Genomic DNA, 15,434 nt, shown 5'->3' on the forward strand with positions numbered 1-15,434 from the left:
ATGTCCGACTACTTAGAGGATTTTTGTTGGGTTTCACTATCGTTCAACCCAACCTACACATGATCGATTAAAATCAGGATATCAGGCATTTTAATAATAATTTTTGTTGAAAACAACTTCTTCCCATCGTTCTAATTATCGTCTCTTAGGACAAATAGGCCAAGGGCAATTTGGTCGTGTTTATTGTGCAATTCATCGTAAAACAGGGAATTTAGTCGCCCTTAAAGATCTCAATGACAAACGGTTTCCGACGAACAAATTTTTGCGGGAATTCGCCTATCTTATCCGTTTACGTCACCCGAATATTGTCTCTTGTCACGCTATTGAATATCATCCCCAAGGACGTTATTTAGTGATGGATTATTGTGAAGGGGGAACCCTACGAGATTTAATGGAATCAGAAGCAAATCTTAGTTTAGGGTTGCGTCTTAAATTAATTACCGATATCTTATTAGGATTAGAACACGCTCACGAAAATCGTATTATTCATTGTGATATTAAACCAGAAAATATTCTCCTAAGTTTAACTAATAATAGCTGGATAGCTCGAATTACAGATTTTGGAATTTCTAGATTTAGTGAAGAACAAAATATTTCAAGTCAAGGACAAGGATATACGGGATCACCTGCTTATATGTCCCCAGAACGATATTATGGCAAGTATTCTTATCCTTGTGATATTTATTCGGTGGGGATTATTTTTTATGAATTAATGGTAGGAGAACGTCCCTTTTCTGGACTTCCTGGCGATTTAATGACCGCTCATCTCAATCAACGTATTACTATACCTGATTCGGTTCCTACTCCCCTACATTCTATCATTACTAAAGCCTTAGAAAAATTACCTCAACGGCGTTTTACTTCTGCCAAAGAAATGTTAACATCATTGCAGTTAGCAATAGATAAACTTGGCGATCAAATTTCTACATCCTGGTTATTATCTCCTCCTTCTTTTCCAGAAATTTCCTCTGATATTACTTTAGTTAAGCAAGAATCTCTTAATGCAGCGATCACTCATTTAGGGGTAGACTCTCAATATCTTTATTCTTCGACAAGCGATCGTTTATCTTGTCAAACTTATTTTGATTCAACTTTAAGGGGTGATCCCATACAACAATGGCAAATATCTCTTTCTGAGCCTATTATAGAAATGAATTTGCGTAATTCATGCTGTTTTGTTTTAACGCGATCGCTAACTTCTTCAGTTCCACAATATACTTTTTATCAATTTTCTCCGATTATTAACCTAAGTAATCTTACAAATTATAGAATTTCTCCGACGCTTTTTGCTCATGATTGCATTAGTGCTATCGATTTACATAGTCATTGGTTAGCATTAGTTTGTTCCTCTCAATATCAAGATATATCTACTCGTTTTCAACTGTTTAAATTGCCAGATTTTTTTCCTATTTATACCTCTATTCCTTGTCCCTTACCATCTCAAATAGTTCCTTTAGATCGTCGTTATGGATTAGCTCTTTTTCCTCGTCAATCTCAAGAAAATCAACGCACTTTTTTATATTTATTTCATCGTCGAGGTCGTTATATTAAAAAATTTTCTTTTCCCTTATTTGTATCTTCTTTAATTCCTAATTATAGTTCAGGTTATGAGTTTTTTAGCATTGAAACAAATCAACCAATGAGCGGTATTATTATTAAGTTTAAACCGCTAAAAGTGACTCGTATTCCCCTCAATATTAACCCTACATTTATTATCGCTCAAAAATGGGGATACGGGTTAGGAAATGAGGAAGGAAAAGTTATTTTTTTAGATCGAGATGGGTTTCAAATAGGATATCTTGAACTTTCAAAAACGATCACAGCTATGGCAGGATTTGGTGAAACAGGCTTGTTAATAGCTACTTTTGATAAAGAAAAAGGAGAGCTTTTTAGATTTGATTTAGCTAATTTAATTAGTCGAACGAGTCAATTTAATGATTAAAAATTTCACTTTTGCTAAATTAATACACATTTAAATACTGCTCGAATAAGCAATTTTTGTAGGTTGGGTTGAGGAACGAAACCCAACAAAATCTATATTTTGTGTTTGGTTTTGTTCCCTAATGTTTACGGCGGCAAGTGAGGAAAATTTACCTTCTTTACGAATGAAACTGATATGATCCGTGTCAAAAATATACATTATGAAATAGATAATTAATCCTGAACTGATTAGAGTAAGGTGGGCATTGCCCACCCTACTTTAATTATGCTTTCATTAGCAGTTGATTGTTACTTAAATTCTAATCGACTGCTATCATGACATCACTTGATTTAACGAGCGCATAAGCTTCTTTACCTTCTGCTAATCCCAGATTTTGAACAGAGTCCATTGTAATAATAGAAACTACTTCAATTCCAGGAGCAATTTCTAAAATAACTTCTGCATTAACTGAACCGTGAACGATTTTTTTAATGGTTCCTTTAAGAGCATTTCTGGCACTAGCTTGCATAGTTCGATTCTCCAATTTTGGGTTTAGTAAGGTTTTAACGTCTAAAACAACTGGTTGTCCGGTCTTGTCATCGAATGATAACATTTGTCCTAAATGGCGCAATAATTCCCTGAGAACCTCAGTTTTACTGCGTTGAGCAGCTTCACAGTATTGGTCTAGAATTTGTCGTTCTGTCGCTGAAGACTGAAATGTTATCCATCCTTGTTGTTTCCTTGGCATAATGGTATACCAACTTAGTTGGTAACTCGATCTATAATACCAGCATCTGTCTACCATTTTATCCCAAACATAGGGATAGGGAGACAAAAATAATTAGCAACACTGAGGAGTTATGAAGAAACGTCAGCTATTATGGATTTTAGGGGCATTTTACCTATTTATTGGCTTATTATTAGGGTTAGGGCGAGATTTTAGTGGTTTACCCGTTTCTGCCCAATCTAACAATCTAACGGTTTCAGCGGCCATGAGTGTCAAAGATGCTCTCGAAGATATTAAGTCTGTCTATCAGAAAAGTCAGCTTAACCTTAAGATAACCTATAATTTCGGGTCTTCAGGTTCATTGCAACAGCAAATTGAACAAGGGGCCCCAGTTGATATCTTTTTATCGGCAGCAACTAAACAGATGGACGCTTTAGAAAAGAAAAAATTACTTGTTCCTGGAACTCGAAAAAACTTACTTAGTAATAGTATCGTTTTAGTTACCCCCAAAGATCAAAAGGTAGTTAAAAAATTCTCTGATTTAAGCAACCCCCAAGTCAAAAAAATTTCATTAGGAGAACCGAAAAGTGTTCCAGCAGGACAATACGGAGAACAGGTTCTTAAACATTATAAACTGTGGGAGTCTATTAAATCAAAGATTGTTTATGGAAAAGATGTTAGACAAGTATTAACCTATGTTGAAACAGGTGATGTTGAAGCGGGATTAGTGTACAGTACAGATGCAAGTAATTCTAATAAAGTTAGAGTTGCGGCAACTGCACCTACTAATTCCCATGACCCTATTACTTATCCTATCGCTGTCATTAAAGATAGCAAAAATATGGGTGCAGCTAAAGCATTTGTTCAATTTTTATCAGGAAATCAAGCCAAAGCTATATTCAAAAAATATGGGTTTGGAACCTAAATAAATCGGCTCTCTTGTATGTGTAGTGATAATTAAGGCTTATGATTCGTAGGGTGGGTTAGACACGGCAACAATTTTGAGAAAAAACTAATAAGTTTTAGGGCGCGTCGTAACCCACCATCTTAAAAATTATAGCTCCGACATACATTTTTCACCAAGATGTCAGGAGAGCCAAACTATATAATACATCTTGGAATTTAGACTCATGACTTTAGATTTCTCACCTCTTTGGATTTCTTTAAGCACTTCTGTTATTGCGACTATTTTCGCTTTTTTTACAGGAATTACTGCCGCTCGTTGGATGTTAGTATACAAAGGAAAAGCACGAGGAATTATTGATAGTATTTTTATTTCTCCTTTAGTGTTACCTCCTACAGTCGTAGGTTTTTTGTTATTATTATTATTAGGACGTAATAGTTGGTTTGGACAGATTTTACGTCAGTTAGATTATAGTATTATTTTTACTTGGGAAGCAACCATTTTGACAGCAAGTATAGTCGCTTTTCCCTTAATGTATCGTACCACTTTAGGCGCATTTGAACAAATTGATCAGAATGTTTTTATGGCAGCCCGTACTTTGGGTGCGTCTGAATGGCGAATATTTTGGCAAGTAATGATTCCCTTATCTTATCGAGGATTAGTCGCAGCTACTATCTTATCTTTTGCCCGCGCTTTAGGAGAATTTGGAGCTACATTAATGTTAGCTGGAAATATTCCAGGAAGAACTCAAACAATGCCTTTGGCAATCTTCTTTGCTGCTGAATCAGGGGATATGCAAACGGCTCTAATTTGGGTCTTAATTCTCATGACTATTTCTATGTCTGTGATTATTATTGTTAATTTTTGGGCAGAAAATAAAGGAGTTAAACGGCAAGACAAATCAAAAAAAAATAAAATAATTAAAAATAATAAATCTACATTATATGATATAATAAATAATTCTAATACAAATTATAATCAAGATAATTCATGGGAATTAATTTTAAACATAAAAAAACAATTACATGGATTTACATTAGAAGTTGATTTTAAAGCTCATCGAGAAACATTAGGTTTATTAGGAGCATCTGGATCAGGAAAAAGTATGACTTTGCGGTGTATTGCTGGATTAGAAAATCCCGATCAAGGGCATATTAGTATTAACGGTAGAATATTATTTGATTCTCAACAAGGCATTAATATTCCAAGTTGTAACCGTAAAGTAGGTTTTGTCTTTCAAAATTATGCTTTATTTTCTCATTTAACCGTAGCTAAAAATATTGCTTTTGGCTTACAAAATTTACCTAAATCTGAACAAGAAACCCGTATAAAGAAATATATTCAGTTCATGGAATTAGAAGGTTTAGAAAAGAGATATCCCCATCAATTATCAGGAGGACAACAACAAAGAGTAGCTTTAGCAAGGGCCTTAGCTACTGATCCTGATATATTACTTTTTGATGAACCTTTATCTGCATTAGATAGCTATCTTCGGAATAGAATTGAAAGACTTTTAAGAGAAGTTTTTATCTCTTTTGATGGAGTTATATTATTTGTTACCCATAAACTAGAAGAAGCTTATCGACTGTGTGGTAATCTGTTAGTTTTGGATCAGGGAAATATTATTGAGTCAGGAACTAAACAAGAAATTTTTGAACATCCCTGCAATTTTCAAACAGCTAAAGTGACAGAATGTAAAAACTTTTCTCGCGCTCAAATTATTAATAATCAACAAATTAATGCTTTAGATTGGGGTTGTACCTTAAAAGTAATTGAACCTATTCCTGATAGGATAAGTTATGTTGGGTTTCGGGCCCATCATTTCACTTTTGGTCTAAACCCTAATTTAGAAAATACCTTTCCCTGCTGGTTAGTTTCTCTTAGTGAAACTCAACACCGTACTACTTTATTTTTAAAGCTTCATCAAGCTCCTAATGATAGTAAAAGTTATGATTTACAGGTAGAAGTTTATAAGGAAAAATGGGCTGAAATAAAAAATAGACCCTTACCTTGGTATGTTACCTTACATCCTCTCAAAATAATGATGTTAGAAAATTCAAGAGAGCATACAGGAGTGAAAAAGTTGAGAAAATTTTGAAGGATTACAAACAAAGTCGGTAAAAAATAAAAATATTTCTAGGTTCGTCAATGTTGATTTAGGGATTGACTAACGGACAATAATGTCCGAAGATGTTAGAATGAAAGGAAGTGAATTTATTCGGAAAATCAAGAAGTTAGCTAAAAAGCGAGGGATTGAGGCTTATGTTGACAAAAAAAGGGGGAAAGGTAGTCATGTAACCCTATACTTTGGAGCTGGCGTGGGGACATGAAACCCTGAAAGCCTTACCAGATGACGAAAAGAGCAAAACATGGTAAAAAGAAAATGTTCTTTTTTTAGCGATCGCCGTCTAAACCCAAAATGTTACCAGAAATTTATAACAACCATTTAACAAAGTATCTGAAAAAATCGGAATATTTAATACTGTTAATCATGATAGAATTAGTGCAAGTATATAGGAAAATTAGGTTTTATGAGTTAGCTAGTTATTTTCCCAGTCCCATTTTATTTGAAAGTAAGAGAAAAAAGTTAAAACGGTTTTTCGAGATTCCTTGTTTGACAATTGAAGGAGTATGGATACCTATCATAAAACAGTGGTTAAAGCAATCATTTAGTACAGGAGATGTCTTACATATTGCCATAGATAGAACCCAATGGGGGTTGATTAATATTTTGATGGTAAGTCTGGTAATTGATAATAGAGGAATTCCCTTATATTTTGAGTTGCTAGATCACATCGGTAATAGTAACTTTGACACACAGAAAAGTATATTAGCCCGAATATTACTCTTTCTAAAAGAATATAAAATAGTTGTCTTAGGGGATAGAGAATTCTGCTCAGTTGAACTAGCAAAATGGTTACATGGACAAAAAAGAGTTTATTATGCACTCAGATTGAAGAAAAGCAACTATATTGAAGTAGAAAAGGAAATGTGGACGCGACTAAAAGATTTAGGATTATCTTCAGGAATGTCTTTATTTTATCAAGGAGTTAAAGTTACGAAAACAAAAGGATTTATAGGCAGTAATATAGTGGCGAAATGGAAAAAGAAGTATAGAGGAATAGAGACAAAAGAAGCTTGGTTTATTATCACAAATTTAACCAGTATTGATGAGACGATTGACGCTTATAAAAAGAGATTTTGTATTGAGGAAATGTTTCGGGATTTTAAGAAAGGTGGTTATGATTTAGAAAGAACGAAATTAACAGGACATCGCCTTACTTCCTTAATTATATTGATTACTCTAGCTTATTCAATGGCAACATTTTCTGGAAAAATTATTAAAGAGAAAGGATTGGCAAAATATGTGGGGAGAGTCAGAAAAAACAAGAAAATGCGACGGAGACACAGTAACTTTTATATCGGTCTTCATGGAAAAGATTGGGTTGACTCTTGTGATTTATTTACCGTTGAAGCCCAGGCATTAATGCAATTAAGCCCCGAAAAACGCGCCTATTATCGACGAGGACGACGGGCTATATCCCTGATTAAGTCTAGCTTATAGATTTTTATGTCCCCACGCCAGACTTTGGAGATAGATTAACAATTGTCCGAAACCCATCGGATGAATTGAAGACAGGAACGTTAAAAGCGATGTTGAAACAGTTGGATTTAAAAGAGAATGACATTACAACAAGCGATGACAATGAGTAGATTTTCGTATGGAGCTAAATTAACACCTGATGAGACAGATGGGGGATGGGTAGTAACTTTCCGAGATCTGCCAGAGGCAATTACCCAAGGAGATGATGTAGAAGGGGCATTGAGGGAAGCGGACGACTGCTTAGAAGAGGCGATCGCAGCACGGATTGATGATAAGCGGGATATTCCTGTACCATCAGACCTCGTTCAAGGAGAATATGGGGTGTGTTTACCAATTCAAACATCACTCAAAGCCTCACTCTATTTAGCTATGAAAGAGGCCAAATTATCTCAAGTCCAATTAGCCGAAATTCTTGGTCTTGATGAGAAAGAAGTTCGTAGAATATTAGACCCAGAGCATGGGACTAAGTTACCAACCATAGAACGTGCTTTAAAAGCTTTAGGGCAACAAATTTCACTGACGGTAATCGAGGAGCAAGGTTAAATCGAGATGACGGCTCAGTAGAGGATCGGTGATCGCTCCAGGGCGATTCTTTCTAAAAATTCTAGCCATTCATATAATTTCATTCACTGTATAATTAACAAAATCGCCCTAGCCATTCTCTGGGTAATCCAGATTACTTCACTCACTTGGCTAATTCTTTTAAAGCATTACGGTAACTGCGGGTTACTTCCCCTGCGGCTTCCATAACTTGTTCAAATTCAGGGTCATAGGCGGTTAACTCCATTCCATCAGGGGTTTGGGTGAGATAGATGGTGTCTCCCTCACTAACTTGTAACTTATCAAGGATTTCTTTGGGAAAAGTGGTTCCGATAGAATTTCCAATCTTCCTGAGTTTTAACTTCATGATTTTCTTCTCCTCTCGTAGTAATTACAATTGTAACTACAAGCTTAACAGATTTTATGTCAAAAAATAAAGGAAAGATAAAATGTAACAAAAAATACAGTTTACACCTTAAACCCGAAAGAGCCATAGAAAAGGGTTTAACACTGTTAAACCCCTACAGAATTTACTATTAGCCAACTTTAGCTAAAATACTAGCAGCCGCCGCAATACCCGCGCCTGGAGTAGCTCCTTCATAACCAAGGGTTTGTAAGGTAGACTCTAAAGCGGCGATCGCACTTAAAATATCCCGTTCACCGACAAAACCTAGATGACCAATACGGAAGATCTTACCTTTAAGATGATCTTGTCCCCCAGCTAAAGCAATATCAAACTGCTTCTTCATGGTAGAACGAATAGCTTCTGCATCAACTCCTGTGGGCATTACAGCCGTAATAGCCGGACTTGCTGCCTCATCCGGGGCAAATAGAGGCAACCCTAAAGCTTTCATGGCGGCCCGAGTAGCTTGAGTTAGACGAGCATGACGAGCGAAAATACTCTCCAATCCCTCTTTTTTCATCATTTGTAAAGACACTTGTAAACCATACATCAGATTTACCGGAGGGGTAAAAGGAGAACTATCCTTATCAGTAGCTTTTTTATAAGCCTTTAAATCTAGATAAAACTTAGGAATTTTGGCATTTTCGTAGGCTTTCCAAGCCTTTTGACTCACAGAAATCAATCCTAACCCTGGAGGTATCATATAGCCTTTTTGGGAACCAGAAGCCACCACATCTAGACCCCATTGATCGATAGGAACATTAACCGCACCTAAACTGGTGACAGCATCCACAATAATTAAAGATTCCCCATGATTTTTGACATGGGTATTAATGGTTTCCAGGTCATTGAGTACCCCCGTCGAGGTTTCTGAATGGGTAATAATAACCGCTTTGATGGTTTTTGCCGTATCTGCTGCGAGTTTAGCGCGAAACACTTCAGGATCGAGAGGTTTACCCCATTCTGCCGTAATTTCTTCCACTTGTAAGCCAAAAGCCTTACCCACTAGACTCCAGCGTTCGCCGAACTTCCCATTATTACCCACTAAAATGCGATCGCCAGGACTCAAAAAATTAATAATGGCCGCTTCCATGGCTCCAGTTCCGCTTACAGTTAACATAAGCAGATCATTAGTTGTTTGGTGAAGCCATTTAAGATTTGCTGTAAGCTCTGCAATTATTTTACTAAAATCGCCGCTTCGGTGGCCAATGGGGTGTTTGGCCATGGCCAATAACACACTTTCAGGGACAGGGGTTGGCCCTGGAATCATCAACATATTTTTATCTTGCATCAATTATGTCTCCTAAAATTAACCCCATCTTATTAACCATAAAAAAAACTGTTGCTTTTTTGATTATTTTTAAGCTTTAATTCAGGTTTTTTTCTTTACCCATTGAGAAAACTAATAATTAAATTTTATCATAATTGTTGATTAAGAGTTTCAGAAGATTAAAACAAAATGGTAACATCTGTAGATGGTGGAAGTTGAATCTATCCTAATCCACAGTAATCATTATATATATGCCATCTATCCGCGAAATTCATCAACAATTAGTCAAAAAAGAACGCTCTGCCGTTGAAATTACCACAGAAGCGTTAAAACGGATCGAAGTAGTTGATCCTAAAGTCAAAAGTTTCTTGTGTATTACCGCCGATCACGCCCTAAAAGTCGCTAAACAAGTTGATCAAAAAATCGCCGCTAAGGAAGAAATTGGACTTTTAGCAGGTATTCCCATCGGTATCAAAGACAATATGTGTACTACCGGAATTCCCACGACTTGCGCCTCTCGCATTTTAGAGAATTTTGTCCCTCCTTATGAGTCTACTGTCACCCAAAAACTCAAAGACGCGGGGGCAGTTATGGTGGGCAAAACTAACTTAGATGAGTTTGCTATGGGCAGTTCAACGGAAAATTCCGGTTATCAAATCACCGCTAACCCTTGGGATCTCTCTAGAGTACCTGGAGGATCATCAGGAGGATCAGCGGCCGCCGTAGCCGCTTCAGAATGCGTTGTAGCCTTGGGATCGGATACGGGTGGGTCTATACGTCAACCGGCCTCTTTATGTGGCATCGTGGGCTTAAAACCGACCTATGGGTTGGTTTCTCGCTTTGGGTTGGTAGCTTATGCTTCATCTTTAGATCAAATTGGCCCTTTATCCCGTAGCGTTGAAGATGCTGCTATTTTATTAGGGGCGATCGCGGGATACGATAACAAAGATTCAACCAGTCTTAATGTGCCGATTCCTGACTATACCCAATTCCTGAAAAAGTCTTTAAAAGGCTTAAAAATTGGGATTATTGAGGAAACTTTTGGGGAAGGTTTAGATTCCATTGTAGAAAAAACAGTCAATGAAGCGATCGCCCAACTCAAAAGTTTAGGGGCCAAAGTACAAAAAATATCTTGTCCTCGTTTTCGTTATGGTTTACCTGCTTATTATATTATTGCTCCTTCAGAGGCTTCTGCTAATTTAGCCCGTTATGATGCGGTTAAATACGGCATTCGAGAAAATGCTGATAGTCTCATTGATATGTATACCAAAACTCGCGCTAAAGGTTTTGGAACTGAAGTAAAACGGCGTATTATGTTGGGAACTTATGCCTTATCAGCAGGGTATTATGATGCTTATTATCTTAAGGCCCAAAAAGTCCGCACTCTCATTAAACAGGACTTTGATGCAGCTTTTGAGAAAGTAGATGTTTTAGTGTGTCCGACAACTCCTACAACTGCATTTAAAGCAGGGGAAAAGACTTCTGATCCCTTAAGTATGTATTTGTCAGATTTAATGACAATTCCTGTTAATTTAGCAGGTTTACCAGGAATGAGTATACCTTGCGGGTTCGATCAAGAAGGTTTACCTATTGGGTTACAATTGATTGGCAATGTATTAGAAGAAGGCAAACTATTCCAAGTAGGATATGCTTATGAACAAGCTACAACTTGGCATAATCATATCCCTCCCTTAAAGTAAAGTTTACCCGTAGGGGTAATTCATGAATTATCCCTAAACTTCGTGCGGGGATTCCGTTGACATTTTTGGTAAATTATTAGCTAATGATTCATAATCATTAATAACGGATTAAGGATAATGCCCAATGATCATCAACCTTTTGTTAAAAGCAATCATCAGTGGCGCAGGAATTACCATTATTACCTATTTTGCTGCTTGTTTTGCTTTATTACTCTGGCAACATCGTCTTATTTTTGTTCCCTCTCGTAAGGTAAACACCACTCCCCAAGATTTAGGATTAACTTATGAGGATGTTTGGTTATCTGTGTCCAGTTTTCAACGTCAAGGAGAACGTTTACATGGATGGTGGATACCTAATAATTTAAAGGGCGATCGCGTTTTACTCTATTTACACGGAAATGGGGGCAATATTAGTTATAATTTAGGGCCGGCCCAACGATTTAACAAGTTAGGGTTCTCGGTTTTTATGATAGACTATTGCGGTTATGGTCGTAGTGGGGGAGAGTTTCCCACCGAAGCAGAAGTCTATCGGGATGCTCAACTGGCCTGGAATTATTTAGTCGAAGAACGCCAAATACAACCGAAAAATATCTTTATTTATGGTCATTCTTTAGGAGGCGCGATCGCTATTGATCTAGGAGTTCGTCAACCTCATGCGGCCGGAATTATAGTAGAAAATACCTTCACTTCCATCAGAGAAATGGTAGATGAAAGAGGTTTAATGTATCGTTTATTTCCCATTGAATTAATTTTGCAACAAAGATTTGATTCTTTGAGTAAATTACGATTATTACAAGTTCCTTTACTCTTGATTCATGGAATTAGCGATAGCACGGTTCCTGCTAAAATGAGTCAACGATTATTTAATGCAGCTAACGTTCCTAAAAAATTATTACTTGTTCCCGATGCAGGTCATAATAATGTGGGTGCAGTGAGTGAGGAAAAGTATGATCAAACTGTGAGCGAGTTTTCCGAATTAGTGCGTCATACTCAAGCTAAATCTATGATAGATATCAGATTTGAGTCATACTATTAACTGTTTAAAAATCTTCGGGTATAACCCATTGAGGAGGTTGGGACATTTTTTTTAACCTTGCTTCCTCTGCTATTTGTAACATCTTCTCTAAGGAAGTATTTTCAATAAATTTTGATGCTTGTTTTGCGTGTTCTCGGTTAGGACATTTTTCTCCTAAAATACAACCGTTCACACAATCAATGTCACAATTAACTTGATGATTCACTGTCACCTCAACTATCATACTCATCTGTTCAACAGATATTATAAATTATGAATTATAAATTATGAATTATAAATTATGAATTATATAAATTATATAATTTATATAATTTATGAATTCCTGAATTGAGATCCAAACATCTTAGTATTCATAAATATACTTTTTCCACATTTTTTGATAATGCCTGCGATCGCCTTTAACTGATTTAACAGCTTAAGAAGTAATCGCAGGCATAAAAGAGTCTAGAATAAGCCTAAAGTCAAAGACTTATCGATGGGGAAAGTAGCACCCGCACCTAACCAGATAGTAACAACAGTACCAACGAGGAAAACAGTCGTAGCAATAGGACGACGGAAAGGATTTTGGAATTTGTTGACACTTTCAATAAAAGGAATCAACATTAAACCTAAAGGAACAGCCGCTTGACAAGCGATTCCTAAAAGTTTGTTGGGTAAAATCCGCAAAATCTGGAACACAGGATAGAGATACCATTCAGGTAAAATTTCCAGGGGAGTAGCAAAAGGATCAGCAGGTTCTCCCACTAAACCCGGATCAAGAACTGCTAATCCAACCAGAAGGCCCATAGTTCCTAAGATAACCACAGGGAAAATATAAAGAAGGTCATTAGGCCAAGCAGGTTCACCGTAATAGTTGTGGCCCATACCTTGGGCCAGTTTGGCCCGTAATTTAGGATCGCTTAGATCTGGCTTTTTTTCAGTTGCCATTTGATAGATTTCTCCTTATCAACACTGAGGATCTGTGTGCTATTTATCGAGGATAAGTGACCAGTTTCCCAATTATTACCCAAATTATCAGCATTAAATGTTCACTGGTCACGATTAATTATTACAAGGGCCCCGAAATCCCTTGTTTACGAATCATTAAGAAATGAGCCAGCATGAAGACAGCAATTAACCAGGGAAAGACAAAGGTATGTAAGCTGTAGAAACGAGTCAGAGTAGATTGTCCTACACTTTGACCACCCCGTAATAATTCAACCATCTGATCGCCCACTACAGGGATAGCAGCAGGGACACCTGAAACGATTTTAACCGCCCAGTAACCAACCTGATCCCAAGGAAGGGAATAACCTGTTACCCCAAAGGAAACGGTAATAACAGCTAAGACAACCCCAGTTATCCAGGTTAACTCACGGGGCTTTTTGAAGCCACCAGTTAAGTAAACGCGGAAAACGTGCAGGATCATCATCAGCACCATCATACTCGCTGACCAACGATGGATAGACCGAATCAACCAACCGAAGTTCACCTCATTCATAATGTACTCAACGGAAGCAAAGGCATCTGTTACCGTTGGTTTGTAATAGAATGTCATGGCGAACCCAGTGGCAAACTGGATCAGGAAGCAAACCAGGGTGATCCCCCCCAGACAGTAGAAAATATTGACATGGGGAGGGACGTATTTACTAGAAATGTCGTCAGAAATCGCCTCGATTTCAAGACGATCATTAAACCATTGGTAAAGTTTGGAATCTGTAACTTGTTTGGTAAACATTGAAGCTATAATTCGCTATCGAATGAATGATCACGGACTGATGAAGGTTGACCCCTCCAGATAAAATACCTAGTGTCAGGAGTCGGATTTGGTCTATATGTTAAGTGTATTATGCCGTTGCTTACCTGGAGATTTCGAGCGGAGTCTAATTTCGGTAAACACAATACCCTATTAAAAAATGTAACATAATCGTTGCCTCTAATCCATAGCAATCCTTTAATTAATCTCTAGTGTCTCGATCATCATCTATTCATTAGCTATTCGGGTAAGTAGTAAGTGACGAGTAATAAGTCCTAGGTCATAGGCAGTTTATTTGATAATTATCCCAATGATTTAGCAAACAATAAGGGGCTTCTTCTAGGGGAGGATACCAATGCTTCTGGACTGTTTTTTGAGAAGTATTATAAAATAAATAAAAATAACCTTGCTCTGGATCTTTGAGTAATTCTTTTAAAGCTAACCACCATAATTTATTGATTTTGTGACCTTGAGTAACAATAATAGCATCAAAACTAAGATCAATTTTAGCAATTGACTTTAGCAGTAAAGTTGGGAGTATTTCATCAAATAAAAGCTTTTTATTGGGATATTTTTTAAGGTTAATATCATGATTAATTGCTTTTTTAATAATGCTTTTACTAAGCTCATAAAAATCATTAATCTGTAAATCTTCTCTTTCTCCTAATTGATGTCGAATATATTTTGTTGAACTTCTTTTATAGCTTATTACTAAGATACTTAATTTTTTTTGATGTAAACGATTTACTTGTTCAATTATTAGTAAGGTTTTCTCTGAATCTGAACAGCTATTAATAGCAACCCTATTATGATACTTTAAAAATTCTAAAAGTTCTAATTGTTCTGGTGATAATTCCATCAATGACTTAGAATTTTGAGTCATTGATATTTGCGAAACAACACTAATAGGAAAAGATTGCTGCTGATCATAATTTATATTTTGTTTTTTATTTTCTTGACTCAACGCGAATTCTATCTGCTGCTGATTTTCTGAATAACTCATGACAGATTTTAGCCAATTTCTTAAATTAAATAACTGAGGTTGATCTAGAATAAGCGTTTGCGGAATGTCTAAACCAAATGCATTATTAATACTGACATCAGGAAAAGCAACTGCTTCTGAGATAACAATGGGTTTATCACTCCAAAAGTCATGTTCTTGTAAATATTGTAAGAGACTATATTTAGTCTCTATAGCTTGTTGAAACGGATCGGGGATAAGATTATTATTATTGTACCAGTTTCCTTGATCATAGGAAATGTCCCCCTCCCTGATTTTCAGAACTACTGTATTGAATTGGGGAGAAATAATGACCAAATCTGCATCTGTTTTTTGCTGTCCAGAATTAGAATGATTAACTGTCCATTTTACGGAAGAAAAAATTGTAAAATCATCAGGTAATTGCTTTTTAAAGAGAGAATATAAACGGTTTTGAGCTTTGTCGGTAATGTCTGAATCATGAAAAAGATTAGAGAGAGTTTTGGACACAATAGGCCTGTGCTTAATGAGCTATATAATCATTATACTTTTATTATTCCCAGAAAGATGTTTCAGTGATCAATAGTTGATATTTACTTTTCCCTTGGTAGAATT

The 15,434-nt window shown here is 36.4% G+C and carries 14 protein-coding genes; 7 read left to right on the forward strand and 7 right to left on the reverse strand.

Annotation, left to right across the window (positions count from 1 at the left end):
- The first annotated feature begins 106 nt into the window (after nucleotides 1-106).
- Complete coding sequence (locus AsFPU1_RS00600) at nucleotides 107-1,942, forward strand: serine/threonine-protein kinase (protein WP_124978155.1); 1,836 nt, start codon at nucleotides 107-109, stop codon at nucleotides 1,940-1,942.
- 298 nt (nucleotides 1,943-2,240) lie between these two features.
- On the opposite strand, the gene AsFPU1_RS00605 is transcribed toward AsFPU1_RS00600, so the two are convergent.
- On the reverse strand, nucleotides 2,241-2,669 hold the full coding sequence (locus AsFPU1_RS00605) for a TOBE domain-containing protein (protein WP_124978157.1): 429 nt from the start codon (nucleotides 2,667-2,669) through the stop codon (nucleotides 2,241-2,243).
- Between the two features lie 112 nt (nucleotides 2,670-2,781).
- Here AsFPU1_RS00605 and modA point away from each other — a divergent pair, with 112 nt between their 5' ends.
- The 4 genes from modA (at nucleotide 2,782) to AsFPU1_RS00635 (ending at nucleotide 7,699) form a co-directional block, all read left to right on the forward strand.
- Nucleotides 2,782-3,573: a molybdate ABC transporter substrate-binding protein gene (gene modA / locus AsFPU1_RS00610; protein WP_124978159.1), complete on the forward strand. Its 792-nt coding sequence runs from the start codon at nucleotides 2,782-2,784 to the stop codon at nucleotides 3,571-3,573.
- 205 nt (nucleotides 3,574-3,778) lie between these two features.
- Nucleotides 3,779-5,650, forward strand: a complete 1,872-nt coding sequence (gene modB / locus AsFPU1_RS00615) for a molybdate ABC transporter permease subunit (protein ID WP_125061021.1) — start codon at nucleotides 3,779-3,781, stop codon at nucleotides 5,648-5,650.
- A 321-nt stretch (nucleotides 5,651-5,971) separates the two neighbouring features.
- A complete protein-coding gene (locus AsFPU1_RS00625; RefSeq protein ID WP_124969650.1) occupies nucleotides 5,972-7,117 on the forward strand; it encodes an IS4 family transposase in 1,146 nt (381 codons plus the stop codon).
- Between the two features lie 117 nt (nucleotides 7,118-7,234).
- Nucleotides 7,235-7,699 carry a type II toxin-antitoxin system HicB family antitoxin gene (locus tag AsFPU1_RS00635; RefSeq protein WP_124969653.1) on the forward strand — a complete coding sequence of 155 codons (465 nt, stop codon included), beginning with the start codon at nucleotides 7,235-7,237 and terminating at the stop codon, nucleotides 7,697-7,699.
- A gap of 142 nt (nucleotides 7,700-7,841) precedes the next feature.
- Here the strand turns inward: AsFPU1_RS00635 and AsFPU1_RS00640 are convergent, their stop codons facing one another.
- Both AsFPU1_RS00640 and AsFPU1_RS00645 read right to left on the reverse strand, forming a co-directional pair.
- Nucleotides 7,842-8,063 (reverse strand): AbrB/MazE/SpoVT family DNA-binding domain-containing protein, encoded by a 222-nt coding sequence (locus tag AsFPU1_RS00640; RefSeq protein ID WP_124969656.1) that lies wholly within the window; start codon nucleotides 8,061-8,063, stop codon nucleotides 7,842-7,844.
- Nucleotides 8,064-8,232: 169 nt separating this feature from the next.
- Nucleotides 8,233-9,390: a pyridoxal-phosphate-dependent aminotransferase family protein gene (locus tag AsFPU1_RS00645; RefSeq protein ID WP_124969659.1), complete on the reverse strand. Its 1,158-nt coding sequence runs from the start codon at nucleotides 9,388-9,390 to the stop codon at nucleotides 8,233-8,235.
- 230 nt (nucleotides 9,391-9,620) lie between these two features.
- Here AsFPU1_RS00645 and gatA point away from each other — a divergent pair, with 230 nt between their 5' ends.
- Together gatA and AsFPU1_RS00655 are read left to right on the forward strand one after the other, a co-directional pair.
- Nucleotides 9,621-11,069: an Asp-tRNA(Asn)/Glu-tRNA(Gln) amidotransferase subunit GatA gene (gene gatA, locus AsFPU1_RS00650; RefSeq protein ID WP_124969662.1), complete on the forward strand. Its 1,449-nt coding sequence runs from the start codon at nucleotides 9,621-9,623 to the stop codon at nucleotides 11,067-11,069.
- Between the two features lie 124 nt (nucleotides 11,070-11,193).
- Nucleotides 11,194-12,105 carry an alpha/beta hydrolase gene (locus AsFPU1_RS00655; RefSeq protein WP_124969665.1) on the forward strand — a complete coding sequence of 304 codons (912 nt, stop codon included), beginning with the start codon at nucleotides 11,194-11,196 and terminating at the stop codon, nucleotides 12,103-12,105.
- 4 nt (nucleotides 12,106-12,109) lie between these two features.
- Here AsFPU1_RS00655 and AsFPU1_RS00660 read toward each other — a convergent pair whose 3' ends face one another.
- The 4 genes from AsFPU1_RS00660 to AsFPU1_RS00675 form a co-directional block, all read right to left on the reverse strand.
- Nucleotides 12,110-12,310 carry a hypothetical protein gene (locus AsFPU1_RS00660; RefSeq protein WP_124970118.1) on the reverse strand — a complete coding sequence of 67 codons (201 nt, stop codon included), beginning with the start codon at nucleotides 12,308-12,310 and terminating at the stop codon, nucleotides 12,110-12,112.
- A gap of 239 nt (nucleotides 12,311-12,549) precedes the next feature.
- A complete protein-coding gene (petD, locus tag AsFPU1_RS00665) occupies nucleotides 12,550-13,032 on the reverse strand; it encodes a cytochrome b6-f complex subunit IV (RefSeq protein WP_124969668.1) in 483 nt (160 codons plus the stop codon).
- A gap of 121 nt (nucleotides 13,033-13,153) precedes the next feature.
- Nucleotides 13,154-13,822, reverse strand: a complete 669-nt coding sequence (gene petB / locus AsFPU1_RS00670) for a cytochrome b6 (RefSeq protein ID WP_124969671.1) — start codon at nucleotides 13,820-13,822, stop codon at nucleotides 13,154-13,156.
- 298 nt (nucleotides 13,823-14,120) lie between these two features.
- Nucleotides 14,121-15,329 carry an NERD domain-containing protein gene (locus AsFPU1_RS00675; protein ID WP_172957388.1) on the reverse strand — a complete coding sequence of 403 codons (1,209 nt, stop codon included), beginning with the start codon at nucleotides 15,327-15,329 and terminating at the stop codon, nucleotides 14,121-14,123.
- Nucleotides 15,330-15,434 lie beyond the last annotated feature (105 nt).

The organism is Aphanothece sacrum FPU1 (assembly GCF_003864295.1).
GTDB classification, from domain to species: Bacteria; Cyanobacteriota; Cyanobacteriia; order Cyanobacteriales; family Microcystaceae; genus Aphanothece_B; species Aphanothece_B sacrum.

Bases quoted from the DNA above. Each gene is read 5' to 3' on its own strand.
- petB (WP_124969671.1), bottom strand. From the start codon at position 13,822: ATGTTTACCAAACAAGTTACAGATTCCAAACTTTACCAATGGTTTAAT.
- AsFPU1_RS00635 (WP_124969653.1), top strand. From the start codon at position 7,235: ATGACATTACAACAAGCGATGACAATGAGTAGATTTTCGTATGGAGCT.
- modB (WP_125061021.1), top strand. From the start codon at position 3,779: ATGACTTTAGATTTCTCACCTCTTTGGATTTCTTTAAGCACTTCTGTT.
- AsFPU1_RS00640 (WP_124969656.1), bottom strand. From the start codon at position 8,063: ATGAAGTTAAAACTCAGGAAGATTGGAAATTCTATCGGAACCACTTTT.
- modA (WP_124978159.1), top strand. From the start codon at position 2,782: ATGAAGAAACGTCAGCTATTATGGATTTTAGGGGCATTTTACCTATTT.
- AsFPU1_RS00625 (WP_124969650.1), top strand. From the start codon at position 5,972: ATGTTACCAGAAATTTATAACAACCATTTAACAAAGTATCTGAAAAAA.
- AsFPU1_RS00655 (WP_124969665.1), top strand. From the start codon at position 11,194: ATGATCATCAACCTTTTGTTAAAAGCAATCATCAGTGGCGCAGGAATT.
- AsFPU1_RS00645 (WP_124969659.1), bottom strand. From the start codon at position 9,390: ATGCAAGATAAAAATATGTTGATGATTCCAGGGCCAACCCCTGTCCCT.
- petD (WP_124969668.1), bottom strand. From the start codon at position 13,032: ATGGCAACTGAAAAAAAGCCAGATCTAAGCGATCCTAAATTACGGGCC.
- AsFPU1_RS00605 (WP_124978157.1), bottom strand. From the start codon at position 2,669: ATGCCAAGGAAACAACAAGGATGGATAACATTTCAGTCTTCAGCGACA.
- gatA (WP_124969662.1), top strand. From the start codon at position 9,621: ATGCCATCTATCCGCGAAATTCATCAACAATTAGTCAAAAAAGAACGC.